An 18,881-nucleotide genomic window follows, 5' to 3' on the forward strand; every position below is an offset into this window, starting at 1 on the left:
CTCAAGTAATTGATATTATTATATATCAATGCACCAACATTCTTATTCGTCAATGAGTAATTGCAATGGTAGGGTTGGTAAATATTGCTTAGCTTGTGATGAAGTATTATTTACTTCAAGGGATAATACATTCTTTGCCAGTAGTAATATCGTCCACGGTAACAGCTGATGCTCTAGCTTCTGTACCCGTGACTGTAAACGCTCCGCTGTATCATTGATACTGACATTCAATACCGCTTGCGTCAGCACTTGACCTGCATCCAGCTCGGCTGTCACTTTGTGAATGCTACATCCATGACGACGATCACCCGCTTGTATGACTCGTTTGTGAGTATCTAAACCCTTGTAAACCGGCAGTAGAGAAGGATGAAGATTAATCATAGGCACTGGTACATTATCGATAAATGAACCGCTCAATACCCGCATAAATCCAGCCAAAACAATCAGATCTGGTTGCCATGCGACAAGCTGCTCATTGGCATGGGCTTCAAAGGTCTTGATGCCCATGCGTTTGCCACTCGCAACGTGCGACAAAACAGCAATTGGAATGTTGGCATCTTTAGCACGTGTCAATGCATAAGCATCGTCACGATTACTAATGACGCCGACAATTTCTATCGGTAGCGCACCTGCTTGCATAGCATCTATCAGCACTTGTAGATTACTACCACTCCCTGATACCAAAACAGCAATACGTAATGGCTTGATAGGCTGGCTTGTCTGATCAATAGACATTAACGGTATACCACCGCATCCGCTTGGTCATCAGTGCTACGTTTGATCATTTCACCCAATTGCCAAGCGTTTTCGCCAGCGTCAGTCAATGTCTTGATAGCTGCTTCTGCTTTGTTTTTAGGAACCACGATGACAAAACCAACGCCGCAGTTGAATGTGCGGTACATTTCACTTTGCGCGATATTACCTTGGGTCTGTAGCCAAGTGAACAGCTCTGAGAACTGCCAGCTGTTTGTGTCAATGCTAGCCGCTAGGTCATCAGGCAATACGCGTGGTAAGTTATCTGTTAAGCCGCCACCTGTGATATGCGACATTGCATGAAGCGCTGAGCTACCAAGGGTATCTTGTAGCGCCTTGATGGCTTTTACATAGATACGAGTAGGCGCCATGAGAGCGTCTTGAATAGGCTGACCATCTAGTTGCTCATCACTGTTGGTCACGTCAACACCGCTGACTTCGATAACTTTTCGTACTAGTGAGTAGCCGTTTGAGTGTGCGCCACTTGAAGCAAGTGCAATCAGTACATCGCCTTCTGCGACATTTTCACCGGTGACAACTTCGGCTTCTTCAACCACGCCCACACAAAATCCAGCGAGATCATAGTCATCATCTTGATACATGCCTGGCATTTCAGCAGTTTCACCACCGATGAGCGCACAGTTAGCTAGTTTGCAACCATCACCAATACCAGTCACGACAGTCGCCGCAACATCGACATCCAGCTTGCCAGTTGCATAATAATCTAAAAAGAACAATGGCTCTGCACCGCAAACCAATAGATCATTGACACACATCGCAACCAAATCAATGCCGATAGTGTCATGACGGTTGAGTTGTAATGCTAGTTTTAGTTTGGTGCCCACACCATCAGTGCCAGAAACTAATAGTGGCGAGGTATAACCTGTTGGGATACGGCATAACGCACCAAAACCGCCAAGTCCACCCACGACTTCAGGACGAGTAGTGGCTTTTGCAACGGACTTGATACGCTGAACCAAAGCATCACCTGCATCGATATCAACGCCGGCGTCTTTGTAGCTTAAAGAAGGCTTGTCACTCATAGTCATCTCACAGTTGGGGGTAGATAATTGGGATTGAAAAGTAAGGGAGTCAATCACGCTAAAATCAGCGCTATAAAGTTTAAAGGTAAAGTTTACAAACAGTGGGCGCATTATACCCAAAAATAGACCGCACTCGCAAAGCAACTTACCGATATTTGGCTAAGTTTTGCATTAAGTGGCAAATAAGTTGCTAAGAAACAAAAAATGACTGATTCTTCGTTGGAGTCTGCGATAATAGAACGCTAAATTTATTGCTAATGATTGTCTAAATGATGATTTAAGTATCATTAGCATGTCAGTCGATGAGTACCAAAGAATACACGGTTATATCAAAGTAAGTTTGTTAAAGATGCTCGTCGATTACATACCGAGTTCTTCGACCAAAAAGTACCTAATCATTTAATAAATCGCTGTTGTCTCACGCTTTGTCACTATCTCAAACCCGCTTAACCATACGCTTAACCATAGGAATATTCAGTATGATGAATCAGTCAATAGATCCCTTTTTTCGACGTTTATTCATTGTCGTGGCTCTGGTGGTGGCTGTATTCCTTTTATATCTAATGCTGCCTGTGATTGTGCCATTCATCTTTGCCTTTATGCTCGCTTATTTATTTAATCCTTTAGTAAAGCGGCTATCGAGGTATCTTAAGCGGTGGGTCGCCATTATCATTGTCTACTCGACGATCACGTTGGGAATGGCGCTATTATTATGGTGGTTGATACCGACATTATGGAATCAGCTGCAAGCGGCTTGGGATTATCTGCCTAAGATATTTAATTGGTACAACCAAGTTGTGCGAGAGTGGTTCAATAGCAATACTCGTGTTCAGTTGCCTCAATTAGAGTCTAAAGAGTTCTCCGATACATTGGTCGACTATATGCAGACGAATTATAAGTTTGCTGATGCCAGTACCATGATGAGTCAAATTTTAACGTCAAGTATGAACTTCATTAACAATGCAGGGCTTATTGTGTTGGTGCCGATTTTGACCTTTTATTTCCTGTTTAATTGGGATCAGCGTTTGCATACATGGAAGATGGCAATACCAGGACCTTATTGCAAACAAGTCATTGGTATCGCAAAAGAATGTGATCAAGCATTGATGGCTTTTATCAAAGGTCAGTTGTTGGTGATGGTACTACTGGGTGCTATTTATGCGATACAGTTGCAGCTCATCGGTTTGGAGCTTGGGCTTATTATCGGTATGGTGGCCGGTATCGCTAGTTTCGTGCCTTACTTGGGTTTTGGTATCGGGTTTATCGCTGCTATCATTGCCTGCTTATTTCAGTTTGGGCTCAACTGGACATATTTGTCATTGGTTGTTGGTGCATTTTTGGTTGGACAAGCCGCAGAAGGTTATATTCTGCAGCCATTGCTATTAGGTGATAAGATTGGACTATCACCATTATGGGTCATATTTGCGGTATTAGCAGGGGCAAGTTTATTGGGTTTTGTCGGTATGTTGATTGCCTTACCCGTGTCTGCTGTTCTCAACGTATTGTTCCGCCATTTATATGCCCATTATCGTACGACTGACTTTTATAGAGGTCGCAAGCAGCTGGCGTTGTTTGAAAAGAAGTAAATACTATAACTTTGGATGTTCTGGATAAATAGGATGTAAATGCTCACAACGTTATAATGGAGCAGTAATCGAAAAGGCTGAGTAGGTAAAAGACTTGTCAGTCATTTTACAAATATGTTATATATAGGCGCAGTGTTGATAGTATCAGTCGCTACGATAATCGTTTCATAAAGATTGAATTTCATCAGTGGCTTTTTCATCACTAGGTTTTTAGTCATTGAATTGACCTACCAAAAAACTATATTTATCACATACATTTATACCGGATGGCGCTGATAGCACTTAATGTAGTGTTAAAGCCGTTTATCCTTTTTCTATTGTACTTTTATATTGCGCTACGCAACACGAGTTGATGATTCATGGCAGAAGCACAGCTAAGTCTCAATCTGGACATTAAGCATGATGCAAGTCTCAGCGACTTTGCCGGTCCTGGTTGGATGTCTATTATTGATGCAGTACGGCAGTTACATGTCGGCCTGATTGGTCAGCTATATCTGTTTGGTAGCCCTGCCACAGGTAAGTCTCATCTGCTTTCTGCTATTTGCGAATCGTTTATTGAGATGGACAAGTCAGCAATCTGCTTGTCGCTTAATGAGTTGATCCATACCGATGTCCATGTACTATCTTCTTTAGAAAACTTTGATCTTATTGCTATCGATGATTTAGAAGTGCTTGAGCAAAGTAGTCAATGGCAAGAGGCTTTGTTTCATCTGATCAATCGTAGCCGCGAGGGGCAGCGTCAGCTGTTGTTTGCTGCCAATAAACCTGCTGATGATTTACCCTTTCAATTAAGGGATTTGTTGACGCGTCTGGCACAAGCGCCTACCTTCAAAGTCCCTACTGGGCATGATTTGGCAGACAGGCAAGCGTTGCTACAGTCTATCTTGCGTCGACGCGGTTGGCAGTTTGATGATCGAATCATTGATTATTTATTGACAGAAGGTCCACACCGGATTGGTGCGATGATGGACGTGCTCAACTACATTCAGCCAATGTTCTCTAATCTTGGGCGTAGCAATATATCAAAAGCAGTGATAAGTGATGCGCTCAAAACGATCGATGAGCAGACGCTTGCAGCAGAGCTTGCTGATATCGCTCAAGAGACACAAGTAGATAACGAGACAACGGATCAAGATCAACATACGATGCCGCTTGATTTTTAGTATTTATAATTTTGGTAGTCAGAATTTTAGCAGTCAGAACACGAATAACCGTAAGAATACGAATTGTTTATCCAACATGCTTTTACTATTAATGGAACGCCTTATGAAATCGAATATTTCTTTGCTAAAAAAATTAACTATTGGGTCGTTATTGGTAGGTGCCACTTCGGTCTCTATGACGTCACAGGCAGCAGTGACAGTATTGGTTGATGACAATATCAAAGTCACTGCCATTAATGGACAGGAAATCAAACAGAGTGCGTTTCAGCCACTAACGAAGACATTTACACTCCAGCCAGGTCAACACGCAATCACGGCCAAATACGACCGCTTGTATAACTTACCTCGTGATGAGCATGACTACTTACGTTCAGGTAATGTTAGTGTGACCGCACAACTGGCTGATAACCAAACGTATCGTTTGACCATGCCTAATCAGCCAGAAGACTATGAGGCAGCCAAAGATTATGCCGATCAGCCAACGCTTGCTATACAGCAAAATAATACGGTTATTGCCAGCCAACAAGGTATGGTTGGCAACAAAGGTGGCTTGTTCTCAGGACTTGGTAAGGCAATAGGTGGTGTGTTCGGCGGTGCAGGCGATGCTGAGCTACAGAACCAGCGCGCGATTGCATCATTGGATCAGCCAGCAGTTACGAATACAAGTCCAGCAGCGATGCCTAAAGGCAACGTCAATACGACGACTGCTGTCCAGCAAAGTGCAAATGTAAGTACGTCTACCAATACGTTAGATTCATTCATGCAAATTTGGCTACAAGCAACGCCTGCTGAGCGTGAAAAAATGCGTCAATGGATGCAAAAATAGCTCTCTTCTTTTATAATTTTGACAATAAAAAAGCACCCTACGAGGTGCTTTTTTGTTGTTTAGATTTTGGTAGTCATTTAGTAAGGGTTAATCATTACTAACCCAAAAATGCATTATACATCCATACCAGTTTTTCTTGCTCTTGTACGTAGGCATCTACAAGGTCAGCTGTACCTTGGTCATCGCTTTCTGCTGCTAGAGAAGACACTTGGCGCTGTTCAGTGATTAGGGCTTGTAGACCATTTACTACGCCTTTTACACAAGTTGTGCCATCTTTAACGTTTTTGTCTTCACTGATGCTAGTATGCTGAGAAAAATCGCTATAAGCGTGAAGTGGTGTGCCGCCTAATGTTAGGATGCGCTCAGCAATTTCATCAATCTGTAGTTGTAAAGCAGTATATAGCTCTTCAAATTGAGGATGCAGCGTAAAAAAGTGCTCACCTTTTACGTTCCAGTGGTAGCCACGTACGTTCAAGTAAAATACGTGGTATGTTGATAGCAGGTTATTTAGTTGTGCAATAACTTCGCTCATGTCTGCTTTTTCTAAGCCGATCTGGTTAGTAGCATTGTTAGAATTACTCATAGTATTATCCTTATAATGTGAGTGTTGTGATACGTAATAAAGAAGAGTTTTGGTAGCTTAAATCAATAGAGATCAGTTTGGTAGAAAAAGTGGTTCAATTCTACTGATCACTGTTCATACCAGCTATTTCTCTACGTCTGTCTTCTTTTGATGCTTATAATAATAGCAAACTATCATTAATAAGTTAAATTTAATAAATGCAATTTTACGATTGGTTTTATAAAAGTAAAATCAAATTTCTCTATCGTTCTCCTAAACGATAGAGAATCCTAATTACAGCTATGCTGGTGGCTGCAAGTTTTCAGGGTTCAATCCTTTCACAGGAACCACTTCTTGTAGATGTTGACGAACAGTGTCGATTGGAAATTTCTGCGCTTGCAAGCGTTTCGGTACGATTTGGCTGCCTTGTTGACCTTTCAACTCAAACATCATAAAGATATAGTCGTCAGTCTCATCCCAGCTTTTGATAGCAGTCCAAGGAATAACGGCTTGTTGAGTTGCGCCTGCACGCATCTGCATACCGCGCATTTGTGAGTTTTTCATCATATCAGGTTGGTTGCTTGGCATTGCCATAACTAAACCATGCTTTTGTACACCTAGCTTCATCTGACGCATCTCATCTGGCATTTCTTGATCGGCGACTTGTTTTTCAAACTCTCTTTTTACATACCATTTAAAACCCAACGTACGAGCCAATAGATAAATCACTACACCAACGAGCATTAACCAAAATATAATGGTTGAGTAGCCGGTCACAAAGATGAGTCCTGCAATGGCAAGTATCACAACCACTGCCATAATGATCCATTCTTTGGTCTTAAAGCTTGATAAACCAAAAGAAGGGCTGGCACTGGCAAACAGTTCATACTGTGCTTGGTGAAATTCCGCCTCAGTCAGATTTAAGGCGACAGGTTGGAGCGTGTAAGGGTACAGGGCCATAAAGGTTTCTCAAATACTTGTGTTAAAAGTGTTGGGTTTGTATCGCCAAAGCCGAGCTATGATGCGCCACTTGGCTGGAGGCGAATAAAGGTATGCGCTTATCTTACCGAAAAGTACTCTTAAATGAAACATATAAGCAAGGCTGTTCGCTGATAGGGGTGATATTAATGATTTTATAAGGGTGAGCGAGGGGCGTTTAGGTCGGTCAAACCTTTGAATATGATCCTGAGATAAATGCAACCTGCTAACCATAACGGAAATGGTCGCTCAAAAATAAACCTACAGCCGCCAAAAATGACCAAAACATGGTCAAATCTGCTGGGTCTTGGTATTATAGCGGCTATAAGATATGTTGGTACAAGACATAACGCCATAGCCCGTTGTCACAAAGACAGTGATAGCGAGACGTTGGGCGACTATTATATTAATAAACCTTTTATTCACCTTTAGTGTTACAGGCAACTACTATGATTGATCCGAAACTCTTACGCGGCGATTTGAGCGACCTACAGCAGCAGCTAGCCACCCGTGGTTATGAGCTTGATATGGCGTTCTGGCAGACGATTGAAAACGAGCGTAAGTCGCTACAAGTTAAAACTGAAGAGTTGCAATCGCGCCGTAACGCTGGTGCTAAGCAAGTAGGTGCTCTAAAAAAATCAGGCGAAGATGCCAGTGAGCTATTGGCTGAGATGCAAAGCGTTAGCGGTGAGATCAAAGCTGCGGAAGACGAGCTACGTACGCTACAAGAGCGCATCACTCAAGCAGCGCTACAGATTCCAAATATTCCGGCGGCAGATGTGCCAGTGGGTACGTCAGAAGACGATAACGTAGAAGTGCGTCAGTGGGGCACGCCGCGTACGTTTGATTTTGAGATTCAAGACCATACGCATATTGGTGAGACGCTTGGTATGCTGGATTTTGAAGCAGCGACTAAGTTGACTGGTAGCCGTTTCAACGTGCTTAAAGGGAAGCTCGCACAATTGCATCGTGCACTAATCCAATTTATGCTCAACACCCATACGATGAAGTACGGCTATCTTGAGACCTATGTGCCTTATATCGTCAATAGCGACAGTCTAAAAGGTACGGGTCAGTTGCCAAAATTTGAAGATGACTTGTTTAAGCTGAGCAATCACACGAATAACGATGAAATGGATTTTTATCTCATTCCAACCGCTGAAGTGCCAATGACCAACTTGGTGCGCGGCGAGCGTTTGGATATCAAAGAGCTGCCGCTAAAATTCACCGCGCATACGCCATGTTTCCGCAGTGAAGCTGGCTCGCACGGGCGTGATACTCGCGGCTTGATTCGTCAGCATCAGTTTGAAAAAGTTGAAATGGTCAATGTTGGCACCGCAGAGCAATCTGATGACCTATTAGAAGCGATGACAGGGCAGGCCGAATATATCTTGCAGCAGCTTGAGTTGCCATACCGCACGGTACAACTCTGTACCGGCGATATGGGCTTTGCCGCACAAAAGACCTATGACATCGAAGTATGGTTGCCAAGCCAAGATACCTATCGTGAAATCTCTAGCTGCTCTAACTGTGGGGATTTCCAAGCGCGCCGTATGGGTACCCGTGTCAAAGATGGCAAGCAAACCAGCCTTGCGCATACCCTAAACGGTTCAGGTCTAGCAGTTGGTCGTACGCTGCTCGCCGTCATGGAAAATCATCAAAATGCGGATGGCAGCATTACGATTCCAGAAGTATTGCGTCCGTTTATGGGCGGTGCTGAGACTATTTCAGTTTAATAAACTGACTATAAATAATGAGCTGCTTGATACTTAGGTCACTCGCAGCTTGTTATTCATAACTTAAATCAAAGTCCGTCATTGCTCATCGTTTAACAAAACTGATGTGAGTCATTGCTAAATATAAACGGTCTTGTTACCGCATTTTTGGCTAGGCTCATAGCAAATATGTTAAAATTGCATTTTTATTTTATAGCCTATCCGTTGAGGACGCCTGTCGCGTTTTTGATAGATTATCCTCTGAGTAAATTCTCCTCTTATCTTTATACTACTGATTCGAATATTAGGACACTCTATGCCAGCTCCAATTAGCGAACGTAAACTAGCCAATGCCATCCGTGTACTGTCGTTTGACGCGGTTCAAAAAGCCAACTCTGGACATCCGGGTGCGCCAATGGGTATGGCTGATATTGCCGAAGTTTTGTGGCGCAAATTTTTGAAGCACAATCCAGCAGATCCTAATTGGCACAACCGTGATCGCTTTGTACTGTCAAACGGTCATGGCTCAATGCTCATTTATTCATTGCTACATTTATCAGGTTATGATGTGAGCGTTGATGACCTAAAAGGTTTCCGTCAGTTGCATTCAAAAACCCCAGGTCATCCTGAACTTGGTTACACGCCTGGCGTAGAGACGACGACTGGTCCATTAGGACAAGGTATTGCCAATGCCGTTGGTTTTGCAATCGCAGAAAAGACGCTAGCCGCACAGTTCAACCGTGACGGTCATAACGTCGTCGATCATCATACTTATGCGTTCTTGGGCGATGGTTGCTTGATGGAAGGTATCAGTCATGAAGTATGCTCGCTGGCTGGCACGTTGGCGCTTGGCAAATTGGTATTCTTCTATGATGACAATGGCATCTCTATCGACGGTAATGTCGAAGGCTGGTTCACTGACGATACCGAAGCTCGTTTTGAGTCATACGGCTGGCAAGTGATCAAAGTCGATGGCCATGATACTGATGCAATCACGCAAGCAACTGAGCAAGCGATTGCAGAGACTACTAAGCCAAGTCTAATTATTTGTAAAACCACAATTGGTGCTGGTAGCCCGAACAAACAAGGTCTAGCGGCTAGTCATGGTGCTCCACTTGGTGATGACGAAATCGCCTTGACCCGTGATGCGCTATCTTGGAAACATGCACCATTTGAATTAGATGACGAAATCTATGAAGCATGGGATGCTAAAGCCAAAGGCGACGTCCAGCAAAAGAACTGGGATACGGACTTTGAAGCATACAAAAAAGCCTATCCAGAGCTTGCAGCAGAACTATCACGCCGCTTAAATGGTGAGTTGCCTGCTGACTTTGCTAGCCAAGCGCAAGCCTATATTCAGCAAACGCAAGAAGCGGGCGGTGATGTTGCTAGTCGTAAAGCCAGTCAAAATGCTATCAACAGTTTGCAGCCGTTATTGCCAGAATTGCTAGGCGGTTCAGCGGATCTAGCTGGCTCGAACCTTACGCTATTCAAAGGCGCGAAAGGCATCGAGAAAGATGCTGATGGCAACTACATCTATTACGGCGTGCGCGAGTTCGGTATGACTGCGATTGCCAATGGTATTGCACTGCATGGCGGCTTTATCCCTTACGTAGCGACTTTCCTCATGTTTATGGAATATGCACGTAACGCGGTACGCATGGGCGCACTCATGAAGCAGCGCGTCATCCATGTCTATACGCATGATTCTATCGGTCTGGGTGAAGACGGCCCAACGCATCAGCCAGTTGAGCAATTGACTAGCCTACGTACCACGCCAAACCTACGTACATGGCGTCCGTGTGATGCGACTGAATCTGCAAGCGCTTGGGTAGAAGCAATCAAATCAGAAAACAACCCATCAGCATTGATCTTTAGCCGTCAAAGCTTGCCACATCAAGTACGTGATAGCGATCAAGTAGCGAACATCACCAAAGGCGGTTATGTACTGGCAAAAGAGCAAGGCGAGCTACAAGCTATCATCATCGCTACTGGTTCAGAAGTTGGCCTAGCGATGGAAGCGTATGAGGCGTTGAGCGCAAATGGCGTTGGTGTCCGTGTAGTGTCTATGCCATGTGCTGAGATTTTCGTTGAGCAAGATGCTAGCTATCGTGAAGCGGTATTGCCTGCCAATATCCGTGCTCGTGTCGCAGTAGAAGCCGCGCATGTAGACTACTGGTATAAGTTCGTTGGTCTAGATGGCAAAGTTATTGGTATGACCACTTATGGCGAATCTGCTCCTGCTAGCGACTTGTATAAAGAGTTTGGTATCACGACTGATGCTGTGGTTGAAGCGGTGAATAGTTTGGTGTAATAAACCTGAGTTAGTTAGTGTTTAAAAAAAGAGCTGCCGGAGAAATCTGGTGGCTTTTTTTATCTAACTATATTTTCACTCATATATTGCCGACCTATTGAATCGCATATTAATAGCTAAAGAGCAATTACAAGTTAGCATGTTTCTTATAATCAAACATACATAAGAACTTTCTATACCCAGTTTCTTTTTTATCTTCATATATTTTTAGATAATCAGCGACTTCGTCTAATTTCAAATTTTCGTGCCAAACACCCCATGAAATAGCATTAGATTTGTTTGTTAAAGAAATGTTTTCATCCAAAATAATATCCTGAATAGTTTGATGGTTATTAATACAATAACGATTTATACCCTTGATTAGATCATTCATAAGTTTTGTCTGTTGCTTTTTCAACCTGCTTTCTTCTTCAATACCTTCACATACCTTACTAAACCCATAAATAGGAAAATACTGATTATCCGCAATACGTTGTTTGTTGACTAGTAAAAGCAATTGATCATTAGAGTCTTCTATTATCTTGAAATAATCAGAAATCATTTCTGAAATAGTATGAAAATTATATTGTATTGTACGTCTGGAACCTATAGCGATTATTTTATCGCCATTATTTACTTCATCCATATCTTCTGTAAAACTTACTTGAATATTTCCACCTTCATATATTTCTTTTGCAATTGACTGAAACTTTCTTACGTCCATTGCCGAAATCGGCAATGATAGCTCTGCAAGTACCCGATAAATTTCAGAGAAATTATTTGTTCTAATCTTATTGATTCTAATTGTCGAGAATCCTTCAACATCAATATCATGTTCGACAATATTGAGATTCTCTGAACCTTCTTCATACTCTACAAGTAGAAAGTTTTCTCTAATTTTTTTTGCTACATCTGTATTCGATTCAACATAGGAAAAAATTGTCTTTAGAAGTTCTTTAATATTATCATCACCCACGTTATAACCTAGAAAAATTATTGGATTATGGATAAATAAAGAAAGTAATTGCGAGCGTATTAGCTCATACTTAACTTTGAAGTTTTCATAATCGGGTTTTGTAATAATAATTTTATTTGGATCACTAATACTTCCATGTATTTTATAAACTGAACCATATGGATTACTGAGCAGAATATCATTGCCTACTAGTGGATTAAATTCAAAAATATCTTGCGCTAAATTATCGTAGTTAGTTGTGATGATTGAGCCTATGTTTTTTCTTGCTTTCTTAAGTTCCGCTAACTCTTCTTCGATAGAATCTCTGTAAGTTAAGTCTGATAGTAAACTAGATATATATATCTTAAACCTACTTATAGGAACTCCTAAACGCATATTTTCAAAAAAAATATCATTAATTTCCTTAAAGCTCCCCTCCGGATTACTCTCTAAGTATTTATTAAAGTTTTTTTCAAGAGTTTCCTGCAATGCTCTCATATTTGAACTGACCATTGACGATATGATGGGATTTAATATTCAAGTATTCTCTATCGTCTCCATATAACTCAGTAGCAATTTTTGAGAGCAATCCATCCCAAGTATATGAGTTTTCCAAATATCTAAGACTTACACCAGTTCCTATAAACAATACTGGATGGTTTGTGTATTTGGCTACGAAATCTTTTATATTCATAATAGTCTACTATTAGATAGCGAGCGTAAGATGTGTTAGCGATAGCGTAACTTAGCAGTATTAAAAAATCAAAAATTAAATCGGTGGGTTACACCTTATCGTCGTTCTCTACGAGAATTTGACAAGTCTAACGCTACTCTATGGCGAACACAGTGTTATTTTCAAATAATAAATATCGAAATATGATAGATTTTTGCTGAGGGTGAGCGAGGAAATAATAAAGCACTGCTTTGCCCAAATGCAAGACGAAAGTACTGCGAAAAAAGGCGCACGCCAAGGACAGTCCTTTTATGGGTGCGCGCATTTTCCTAAGTGCCGAGGTGTGGTGAATGTAGCTTAACTGTTAGTCATCTCAACCATATATCTCTTCCAAACGTAAACAAGCGACCAATCGACCGTCCCATTCGCGCAGTTGCGGCTCTACTTCGCTGCATTGTGGTTTGGCATAGGGACAGCGTTTGTGTAGTGCACAGCCACTTGGTGGATTAAGCGGACTTGGTAGCTCACCTTGCAGGGTTAGATCATTCTTATGTCCATTTACTGTGGGTGCAGCAGCCAATAGGGCGATGGTATATGGGTGTTTTGGCGCATTATAAATTGCTTCTTTGGGGCCGTGTTCGACGGCCTGACCCAAGTACATCACCATCACATCATCAGCGACGTGGCGTACGACCGATAAGTTATGCGAGATAAAGACATAAGCGGTTTGATATTCGTCCTGCAAGTCCATAAACAGGTTCAATACTTGCGCTTGAATCGACACATCAAGTGCGGAAGTTGGCTCATCAGCGACGACAATTTTTGGATTGAGCATCATGGCGCGGGCGAGGGCGATTCGCTGCCGTTGACCACCCGAAAACATATGCGGAAAACGACCAGCATGTTCAGGACGTAGACCCACGTTTCTCATCATCTCGTTGATCTTGTCGCGCTTCTCTTCTTTGGACAGTTTGGTATGGATATCCAATGGTTCAGTCAATTGATAGCCAATGGTATGGCGTGGGTTCAAGCTGCCATAAGGGTTTTGGAATACCGTTTGAATTTCGGTACGCAACTCTTTTAGCGCCTTTCTACTATAGCCAGTGGTGCCTTCATCATTGATAAATAGCTCACCGTGTGTAGGCGCTTCGATCAGCGTCAGCTGGCGGGCAAGGGTTGATTTGCCGCAGCCTGACTCACCAACGACTGCAAGTGTCTTACCAGCTTCAAGTTCAAATGAGACACCATTGAGCGCTTTCACGTATGCTTTTGCTTTGCCCAGACCTTGTGATACTGGGTAGTGCTTGTGTAGGTTGTCTGCTTTTAAGACCACTTTGTTACTCATACTTGGGACTCCAAAGTAGCAGCATGAGAGGGGCGAGAAGTAATATTAGAATCAATACAACGCACCTTACCAGTAGGCGTATCTAAAATAGGTGGTGGTACTTCGCAAGCGGGCTCCTTATACGGACAACGAGGAGACAGTAAGCAACCACTTGGACGATCGTATTGACTGGGCACAACCCCTGGTAAACTGTTCAATCTATCTTGACCGATAGCCAACTCAGGGATGGCTTGTAGCAACGCCTCAGTATAAGGGTGAGCAGGATATTGAAAAATCTCTGGCACGGTACTGGTTTCAACCACTTGTCCCGCATACATAACCGCGACATCACGCGAGTTTTGAGCAACGAGGCCCAAATCATGAGTGATTAGTACCATCGCCATTTGTTTTTCACGTTGCAAACGGCTCAGTAAGTCCATGATCTGCGCTTGTACAGTGACATCAAGCGCAGTGGTCGGTTCATCGGCGATCAGTAGTTTTGGCTCGCAAGCAAGCGCCATTGCAATCATGACTCGCTGACTCATTCCCCCTGATAGTTGATGCGGATAGACCTTGAGACGGTTTTTGGCGTCAGGCATCTCGACCAGTTCTAACAGCTCTAATATACGTGTTTGTACGGCGGCGCCGCGCAAACCAAGATGCTTGCGCAGAACTTCACCCAATTGCATTTCAACAGTAAAGCTTGGATTAAGACAAGACATGGCGTTTTGAAAGATCATAGAGATGTCTTTACCAATGATGCCGCGTCTCTGTTTCGGCGGCATACCGAGCATGTCTTTACCATCAAACATCACCCGCTTGGCACGCACGCTGGCAGACGGTGGCAGTAGTCCCATCAGCGCCATCATCGTGACCGACTTACCTGAGCCTGACTCTCCTACGACAGCGATGACCTCACCTTGAGTAATTTTTAACGACACATCATCCACTGCGCGAAAGGCACGCATACCTTGTCCAAAAGTGACAGACAGATTTTCAATGTCTAACAGCAACGGTGAGTCTTTTGTTGATGCGCCATTCATAGACGTGTGGTTGGTAGGTATTTTAATTAATGATTCAGTCATGTTAGGACACCTGTTTGAGTTTAGGGTCTAGCGCGTCACGCAAGCCATCCCCCGTCAAGTTGATCGACAATGCTGCTAAGAAAATAGCGACACCTGGCCAAATAGCGAGCCAAACATTACTTTGAATATACTGACGAGCCGTACCGAGCATCGCGCCCCATTCAGCATCTGGTGGCTGTACGCCAAAGCCTAAGAAACCAATCGCACCTGCTTCTAAGATAGCAGAGGAGAAGATCATCGTTGCCTGCACGATAAGCGGTGCCATACAGTTGGGCAGAATGGTCACGAACAGTAGACGCAGTACGCCAGCACCCATGACTTGTGAGGCAATAAAGTACTCGCGCTGAAGCTCTACCATCGCGGTAGCGCGAGTCAGACGAATAAAGGGCGGTGTACAGACCAGTGCAATCGTGATAATCGTATTGGTCATAGAAGGGCCTAAGATAGCGGCAATAATGATGGCCAAAAGCAAGCTGGGATAGGACATCAAAATATCATTAACCAGCATGACCGCCTTGCCCCAAACCTTTGGCCAAAATGCGGCACTAAGTCCTAAAGAAATACCGACCAGCATAGCAAGGGTGGTCGCGCTCAAACCGATAAACAGTGAATAACGCGCGCCATACATCACTCGCGACAAGGTATCGCGGCCAGCATCGTCAGTACCTAGCCAAAACATCGTATTGCCACCATCCAAAAAAGCAGGGGGCAATTGCTCTTGACCGGTAAATAGCTCATAGGGATCATGGGGTGCAATGGCGGGCGCGAGTATGGCAACAAGCACCATTAGTGCCAGTACGATAAAACCAAGCACCGCGCCTTTGTTTCGGCAAAACGTCGACAAAAATAGCTGCCAAGAAGATGGCGGTGTGGCGGCCATAAGCTTGACATCGGAGGGGAGAACAGAAGGCTTCATGAGCAGTTCCTATAGTGGCTAGTGCATTAGATTTTTAGGCTTCTTTTTCTAACAATTATTAGAAATTTACTACAAACCTTTGAAACCAAATAAGCGCTAATCCTCACTATTTATAATATGTGTATTTATCACTGTTGATTTAAGACGTATGTCGAATGCGTGGGTTGATCAGACCATACAAAATATCAATAAATAAACTGACCAAAATCAGAGCGGTGGCGACCAGTAGGATACCGTTTTGTACAATTGGGTAGTCACGTGTGAAGAACCCATCGAGTAACCAGTTGCCAACACCTGGCCAACTAAAGATTGTCTCGGTAATGATCGCTCCTGCGAGCAATGTTGCCATCTGTAAGCCAACAACTGTAACGACAGTGATTAACGCATTACGCATGACGTGTACCAGTATCACGCGGCGCGGTGACAAGCCTTTGGCACGCGCGGTACGTACATAGTCTTCATCTAACACCTCTAGCATCGCAGAGCGCGTCATCCGCGCTATCATCGCTAACGGAATGGTCGATAGCGCAATAGAAGGCAGGATGAAGTGTTTGACCACGTTCCAGAACGCACCAGGCTCGCCTGATGTTAGAGAACCGAGTAGCCATGAGCCATATAGCGGCTGCACATCCAAAAACTGTGCGACAGAGATCACCCCAGCGACAGGTAAAAGTCCTAGGTAGTGGGCAAATATGCCAGTCAAAATAGGCCCCAGCAAATAAATGGGCATAGAATAGCCTGCCAGCGCCCCTGACATGAGTGTGTAGTCAATCCATGTGCCGCGGCGTAGCGCTGCAAAAATACCCAAACTTATCCCAACGACGCTAGCAATGACAATAGCGCATAGCGCCAGCTCTAACGTGGGCACAAAATGTGCAAAGAAGTCTTGCAGTACAGGGGTACGGGTACGGAAGGACTGACCGAAATCACCTGTCAAAATACCCGTTAGGTAGTCCCAATACTGGGCGATGAGGGGTTTGTCCAGTCCCAGTCTCTCTAGCGCGCGAGCGTGTAGCTCAGGGTCGACCATACGCTCACCCATCATAATCTCGACTGCATCTCCAGGGACGAGGCGAATTAGAGTAAAGGTGGATAGGGTGAGACCAAGATAGACAGGTATTAGGATGGCGATGCGACGTAGAATATAAAGTAGCATGGGCTGCTCAATAGTTGTGGTTCGATGATTAGAAAATTAGCAGTGATGAGCGTATCCGTGACCAAGCATTTAACTCATATTATTGATATTATTTATATAAGTGCGGCTGGGGCAGAGTATCTGACCCAGCCGAATATCAATAAATACAAATATTAATGAATTAAGAGTGCTTGTCATACAAGGACGTAATCAGCCAAGGTTATTCAACTTTTACGCCATCGAAGCGTATTGAGCCAAGTGGGCTAATCTTATAGTCGACGACGTTTGGTGCAGTGAATACGGTTACGACCGAGTGTGCCATTGTCGTCCAAGGAAGTTGTTCTTTGAAGATTTGCTGTGCTTGTTCATATTCAGCGACACGCTCGTCTTGATTATTGATCTGACGGGCATTGGTCACTAAGTTATCAAAGTCTTTGTTGCACCAGCGTGAGTAGTTATTGCCACCCACAGCATCACAAGACAGTAATGAGCCTAGCCAGTTGTCTGGGTCACCATTATCACCGGTCCAGCCAGCTAGAATGACATCAGGCTCGCCTTTAGCAGCGCGCTTGAGGTATTCGCCCCACTCATAAGTGACCAGCTTGGTATCGACACCGATCTTAGCCCAATCTGCTTGTAGCATCTCAGCCATCAGCTTGGCATTTGGGTTATATGGTCGTTGGACTGGCATATACCATAGGTCGATAGAAAGATTGTCTGCACCAGCTTCTTTAATCAGGGCCTTTGCTTTTTCGACGTCATAAGGCGCATCTTTTAGAGACTCGTCATAGCCCCACTGTGTTGGTGGCATTGGATTGGTCGCTTTGAGACCTTCACTTTGATAAACCGCGTTGATAATCGCGTCTTTATTCACAGCCATATCTAATGCCTGACGGACTCTTAGATCACTAAGCTGCGGTTTTTCAACGTTGTAACCAACATAGCCCACGTTGAAACCAGGTTGGTCGAGAACCGTAGCCTTGCCAGATTGTTTGACAGATTCAATCTCAGCAGGTTTTGGATAGGCCGATACATGACACTCACCAGCTTGTACTTTTTGAGCACGGACTGCTGAGTCTTTAGTGATAACAAACACAAGATTATCGATATGAATATCGTCTTTATTCCAGTAGTCTGGGTTTTTGGTATAACGAATTTGTGCGTCTTTTTGATAAGAGGTAAAGACAAATGGTCCTGTACCAACAGGTTTGATATTGATATCAGCGGCATCACCAGCTTCCATCAGTGTGTTGGCATATTCAGCAGAGTTGATGTAAGCGAATGGCATCGCTAGGTTCTGTAAAAATGGGGCGTTGGTTTCGCTCAGGGTAATTTTTACCGTGTAGTCATCGACCTTTTCGATATCAGAGATAATATCAGGTAGCCCCATGCCAACAGAATAAGGGAATTCAGCAGGATAAGATTTATTAAATTCAAAGTCTGGGTCGGTGATACGCTCTAGCGTAAAGACAATGTCGTCGGCATTGAAATCGCGAGTCGGGGTAAAGTAATCAGTTTTACCGAATTTAACGCCTTTACGTAGGTTGAACGTATAGGTTTTGCCATCTTCGCTAATCTCCCAGCTCTCAGCTAACCCTGGCTGAATCTCAGTTTCCGCTCTTTTAAACTCTACCAAACCGTTATAAATAGGGAATGCACTCGCATCAAAATCTGTACCCGAAGTATACTGCGCCGGATCAAAACCAGCAGGGCTACCTTCTGAACAATAAAGCAAAGTCTTGGCAGCTTTTGCATCAGAGCTGGCAGCAGAGTCATCAGTGGTTTTATTGTCTCCACTACAGGCACTAACGCCTAAGATGAATGTCGTCAACAGGGTAAGTTTAAAGAGAGATTTTTGCATTATTACATCCTAT

At 43.7% G+C, this 18,881-nt stretch carries 15 protein-coding genes; 5 read left to right on the forward strand and 10 right to left on the reverse strand.

The genetic code is table 11. The annotated features are described in order from the left end of the window. Positions 1-42: 42 nt before the first annotated feature. On the reverse strand, positions 43-735 hold the full coding sequence (gene purN / locus AC5JPO_RS12050) for a phosphoribosylglycinamide formyltransferase (RefSeq protein ID WP_493853941.1): 693 nt from the start codon (positions 733-735) through the stop codon (positions 43-45). Next, on the reverse strand, positions 735-1,796 hold the full coding sequence (gene purM / locus AC5JPO_RS12055) for a phosphoribosylformylglycinamidine cyclo-ligase (RefSeq protein WP_493853942.1): 1,062 nt from the start codon (positions 1,794-1,796) through the stop codon (positions 735-737). Before purM ends, purN begins: the two co-directional genes overlap by 1 nt. A gap of 479 nt (positions 1,797-2,275) precedes the next feature. On the opposite strand from purM, the gene AC5JPO_RS12060 reads away from it, so the two are divergent. The 3 genes from AC5JPO_RS12060 (at position 2,276) to AC5JPO_RS12070 (ending at position 5,371) form a co-directional block, all read left to right on the forward strand. Beyond that, positions 2,276-3,382, forward strand: a complete 1,107-nt coding sequence (locus tag AC5JPO_RS12060) for an AI-2E family transporter (protein ID WP_493853943.1) — start codon at positions 2,276-2,278, stop codon at positions 3,380-3,382. A 359-nt stretch (positions 3,383-3,741) separates the two neighbouring features. After that, positions 3,742-4,545, forward strand: a complete 804-nt coding sequence (gene hda, locus AC5JPO_RS12065; RefSeq protein WP_319051250.1) for a DnaA regulatory inactivator Hda — start codon at positions 3,742-3,744, stop codon at positions 4,543-4,545. 103 nt (positions 4,546-4,648) lie between these two features. Next, positions 4,649-5,371, forward strand: a complete 723-nt coding sequence (locus AC5JPO_RS12070; RefSeq protein ID WP_493853944.1) for a DUF2057 family protein — start codon at positions 4,649-4,651, stop codon at positions 5,369-5,371. Between the two features lie 97 nt (positions 5,372-5,468). Here AC5JPO_RS12070 and AC5JPO_RS12075 read toward each other — a convergent pair whose 3' ends face one another. Together AC5JPO_RS12075 and AC5JPO_RS12080 are read right to left on the reverse strand one after the other, a co-directional pair. Continuing rightward, positions 5,469-5,954: a Dps family protein gene (locus tag AC5JPO_RS12075; RefSeq protein WP_319051248.1), complete on the reverse strand. Its 486-nt coding sequence runs from the start codon at positions 5,952-5,954 to the stop codon at positions 5,469-5,471. A 279-nt stretch (positions 5,955-6,233) separates the two neighbouring features. After that, on the reverse strand, positions 6,234-6,893 hold the full coding sequence (locus AC5JPO_RS12080) for a YcxB family protein (protein WP_319051247.1): 660 nt from the start codon (positions 6,891-6,893) through the stop codon (positions 6,234-6,236). Positions 6,894-7,360: 467 nt separating this feature from the next. Between AC5JPO_RS12080 and serS the strand changes: the two genes are divergently transcribed. Beyond that, the gene (gene serS / locus AC5JPO_RS12085) at positions 7,361-8,647 is read left to right on the forward strand and encodes a serine--tRNA ligase (protein ID WP_493853945.1); all 1,287 of its coding nucleotides are present in this window, start codon (positions 7,361-7,363) and stop codon (positions 8,645-8,647) included. A gap of 295 nt (positions 8,648-8,942) precedes the next feature. Further along, positions 8,943-10,940 (forward strand): transketolase, encoded by a 1,998-nt coding sequence (tkt, locus tag AC5JPO_RS12090; protein ID WP_493853946.1) that lies wholly within the window; start codon positions 8,943-8,945, stop codon positions 10,938-10,940. A 127-nt stretch (positions 10,941-11,067) separates the two neighbouring features. Here tkt and AC5JPO_RS12095 read toward each other — a convergent pair whose 3' ends face one another. From AC5JPO_RS12095 to AC5JPO_RS12120, 6 genes are all read right to left on the reverse strand, one after another. Further along, on the reverse strand, positions 11,068-12,372 hold the full coding sequence (locus tag AC5JPO_RS12095) for an SIR2 family NAD-dependent protein deacylase (protein WP_493853947.1): 1,305 nt from the start codon (positions 12,370-12,372) through the stop codon (positions 11,068-11,070). Positions 12,373-12,920: 548 nt separating this feature from the next. Continuing rightward, positions 12,921-13,892 (reverse strand): peptide ABC transporter ATP-binding protein, encoded by a 972-nt coding sequence (locus tag AC5JPO_RS12100; protein ID WP_493853948.1) that lies wholly within the window; start codon positions 13,890-13,892, stop codon positions 12,921-12,923. Then, positions 13,889-14,956 (reverse strand): ABC transporter ATP-binding protein, encoded by a 1,068-nt coding sequence (locus tag AC5JPO_RS12105; RefSeq protein ID WP_493853949.1) that lies wholly within the window; start codon positions 14,954-14,956, stop codon positions 13,889-13,891. Before AC5JPO_RS12105 ends, AC5JPO_RS12100 begins: the two co-directional genes overlap by 4 nt. A 1-nt stretch (position 14,957) precedes the next feature. Continuing rightward, on the reverse strand, positions 14,958-15,872 hold the full coding sequence (locus AC5JPO_RS12110; protein ID WP_493853950.1) for an ABC transporter permease: 915 nt from the start codon (positions 15,870-15,872) through the stop codon (positions 14,958-14,960). A 139-nt stretch (positions 15,873-16,011) separates the two neighbouring features. Beyond that, positions 16,012-17,028 carry an ABC transporter permease gene (locus tag AC5JPO_RS12115; protein WP_319052180.1) on the reverse strand — a complete coding sequence of 339 codons (1,017 nt, stop codon included), beginning with the start codon at positions 17,026-17,028 and terminating at the stop codon, positions 16,012-16,014. Between the two features lie 199 nt (positions 17,029-17,227). After that, positions 17,228-18,868: an ABC transporter substrate-binding protein gene (locus tag AC5JPO_RS12120; protein ID WP_493853951.1), complete on the reverse strand. Its 1,641-nt coding sequence runs from the start codon at positions 18,866-18,868 to the stop codon at positions 17,228-17,230. Positions 18,869-18,881 lie beyond the last annotated feature (13 nt).

The organism is Psychrobacter sp. H25, assembly GCF_059076335.1.

What these genes read in the sequence shown, in the direction of transcription:
- purN (WP_493853941.1), bottom strand. Translation starts at nt 735, where the DNA reads ATGTCTATTGATCAGACAAGCCAGCCTATCAAGCCATTACGTATTGCT.
- purM (WP_493853942.1), bottom strand. Translation starts at nt 1,796, where the DNA reads ATGAGTGACAAGCCTTCTTTAAGCTACAAAGACGCCGGCGTTGATATC.
- AC5JPO_RS12060 (WP_493853943.1), top strand. Translation starts at nt 2,276, where the DNA reads ATGATGAATCAGTCAATAGATCCCTTTTTTCGACGTTTATTCATTGTC.
- hda (WP_319051250.1), top strand. Translation starts at nt 3,742, where the DNA reads ATGGCAGAAGCACAGCTAAGTCTCAATCTGGACATTAAGCATGATGCA.
- AC5JPO_RS12070 (WP_493853944.1), top strand. Translation starts at nt 4,649, where the DNA reads ATGAAATCGAATATTTCTTTGCTAAAAAAATTAACTATTGGGTCGTTA.
- AC5JPO_RS12075 (WP_319051248.1), bottom strand. Translation starts at nt 5,954, where the DNA reads ATGAGTAATTCTAACAATGCTACTAACCAGATCGGCTTAGAAAAAGCA.
- AC5JPO_RS12080 (WP_319051247.1), bottom strand. Translation starts at nt 6,893, where the DNA reads ATGGCCCTGTACCCTTACACGCTCCAACCTGTCGCCTTAAATCTGACT.
- serS (WP_493853945.1), top strand. Translation starts at nt 7,361, where the DNA reads ATGATTGATCCGAAACTCTTACGCGGCGATTTGAGCGACCTACAGCAG.
- tkt (WP_493853946.1), top strand. Translation starts at nt 8,943, where the DNA reads ATGCCAGCTCCAATTAGCGAACGTAAACTAGCCAATGCCATCCGTGTA.
- AC5JPO_RS12095 (WP_493853947.1), bottom strand. Translation starts at nt 12,372, where the DNA reads ATGAGAGCATTGCAGGAAACTCTTGAAAAAAACTTTAATAAATACTTA.
- AC5JPO_RS12100 (WP_493853948.1), bottom strand. Translation starts at nt 13,892, where the DNA reads ATGAGTAACAAAGTGGTCTTAAAAGCAGACAACCTACACAAGCACTAC.
- AC5JPO_RS12105 (WP_493853949.1), bottom strand. Translation starts at nt 14,956, where the DNA reads ATGACTGAATCATTAATTAAAATACCTACCAACCACACGTCTATGAAT.
- AC5JPO_RS12110 (WP_493853950.1), bottom strand. Translation starts at nt 15,872, where the DNA reads ATGAAGCCTTCTGTTCTCCCCTCCGATGTCAAGCTTATGGCCGCCACA.
- AC5JPO_RS12115 (WP_319052180.1), bottom strand. Translation starts at nt 17,028, where the DNA reads ATGCTACTTTATATTCTACGTCGCATCGCCATCCTAATACCTGTCTAT.
- AC5JPO_RS12120 (WP_493853951.1), bottom strand. Translation starts at nt 18,868, where the DNA reads ATGCAAAAATCTCTCTTTAAACTTACCCTGTTGACGACATTCATCTTA.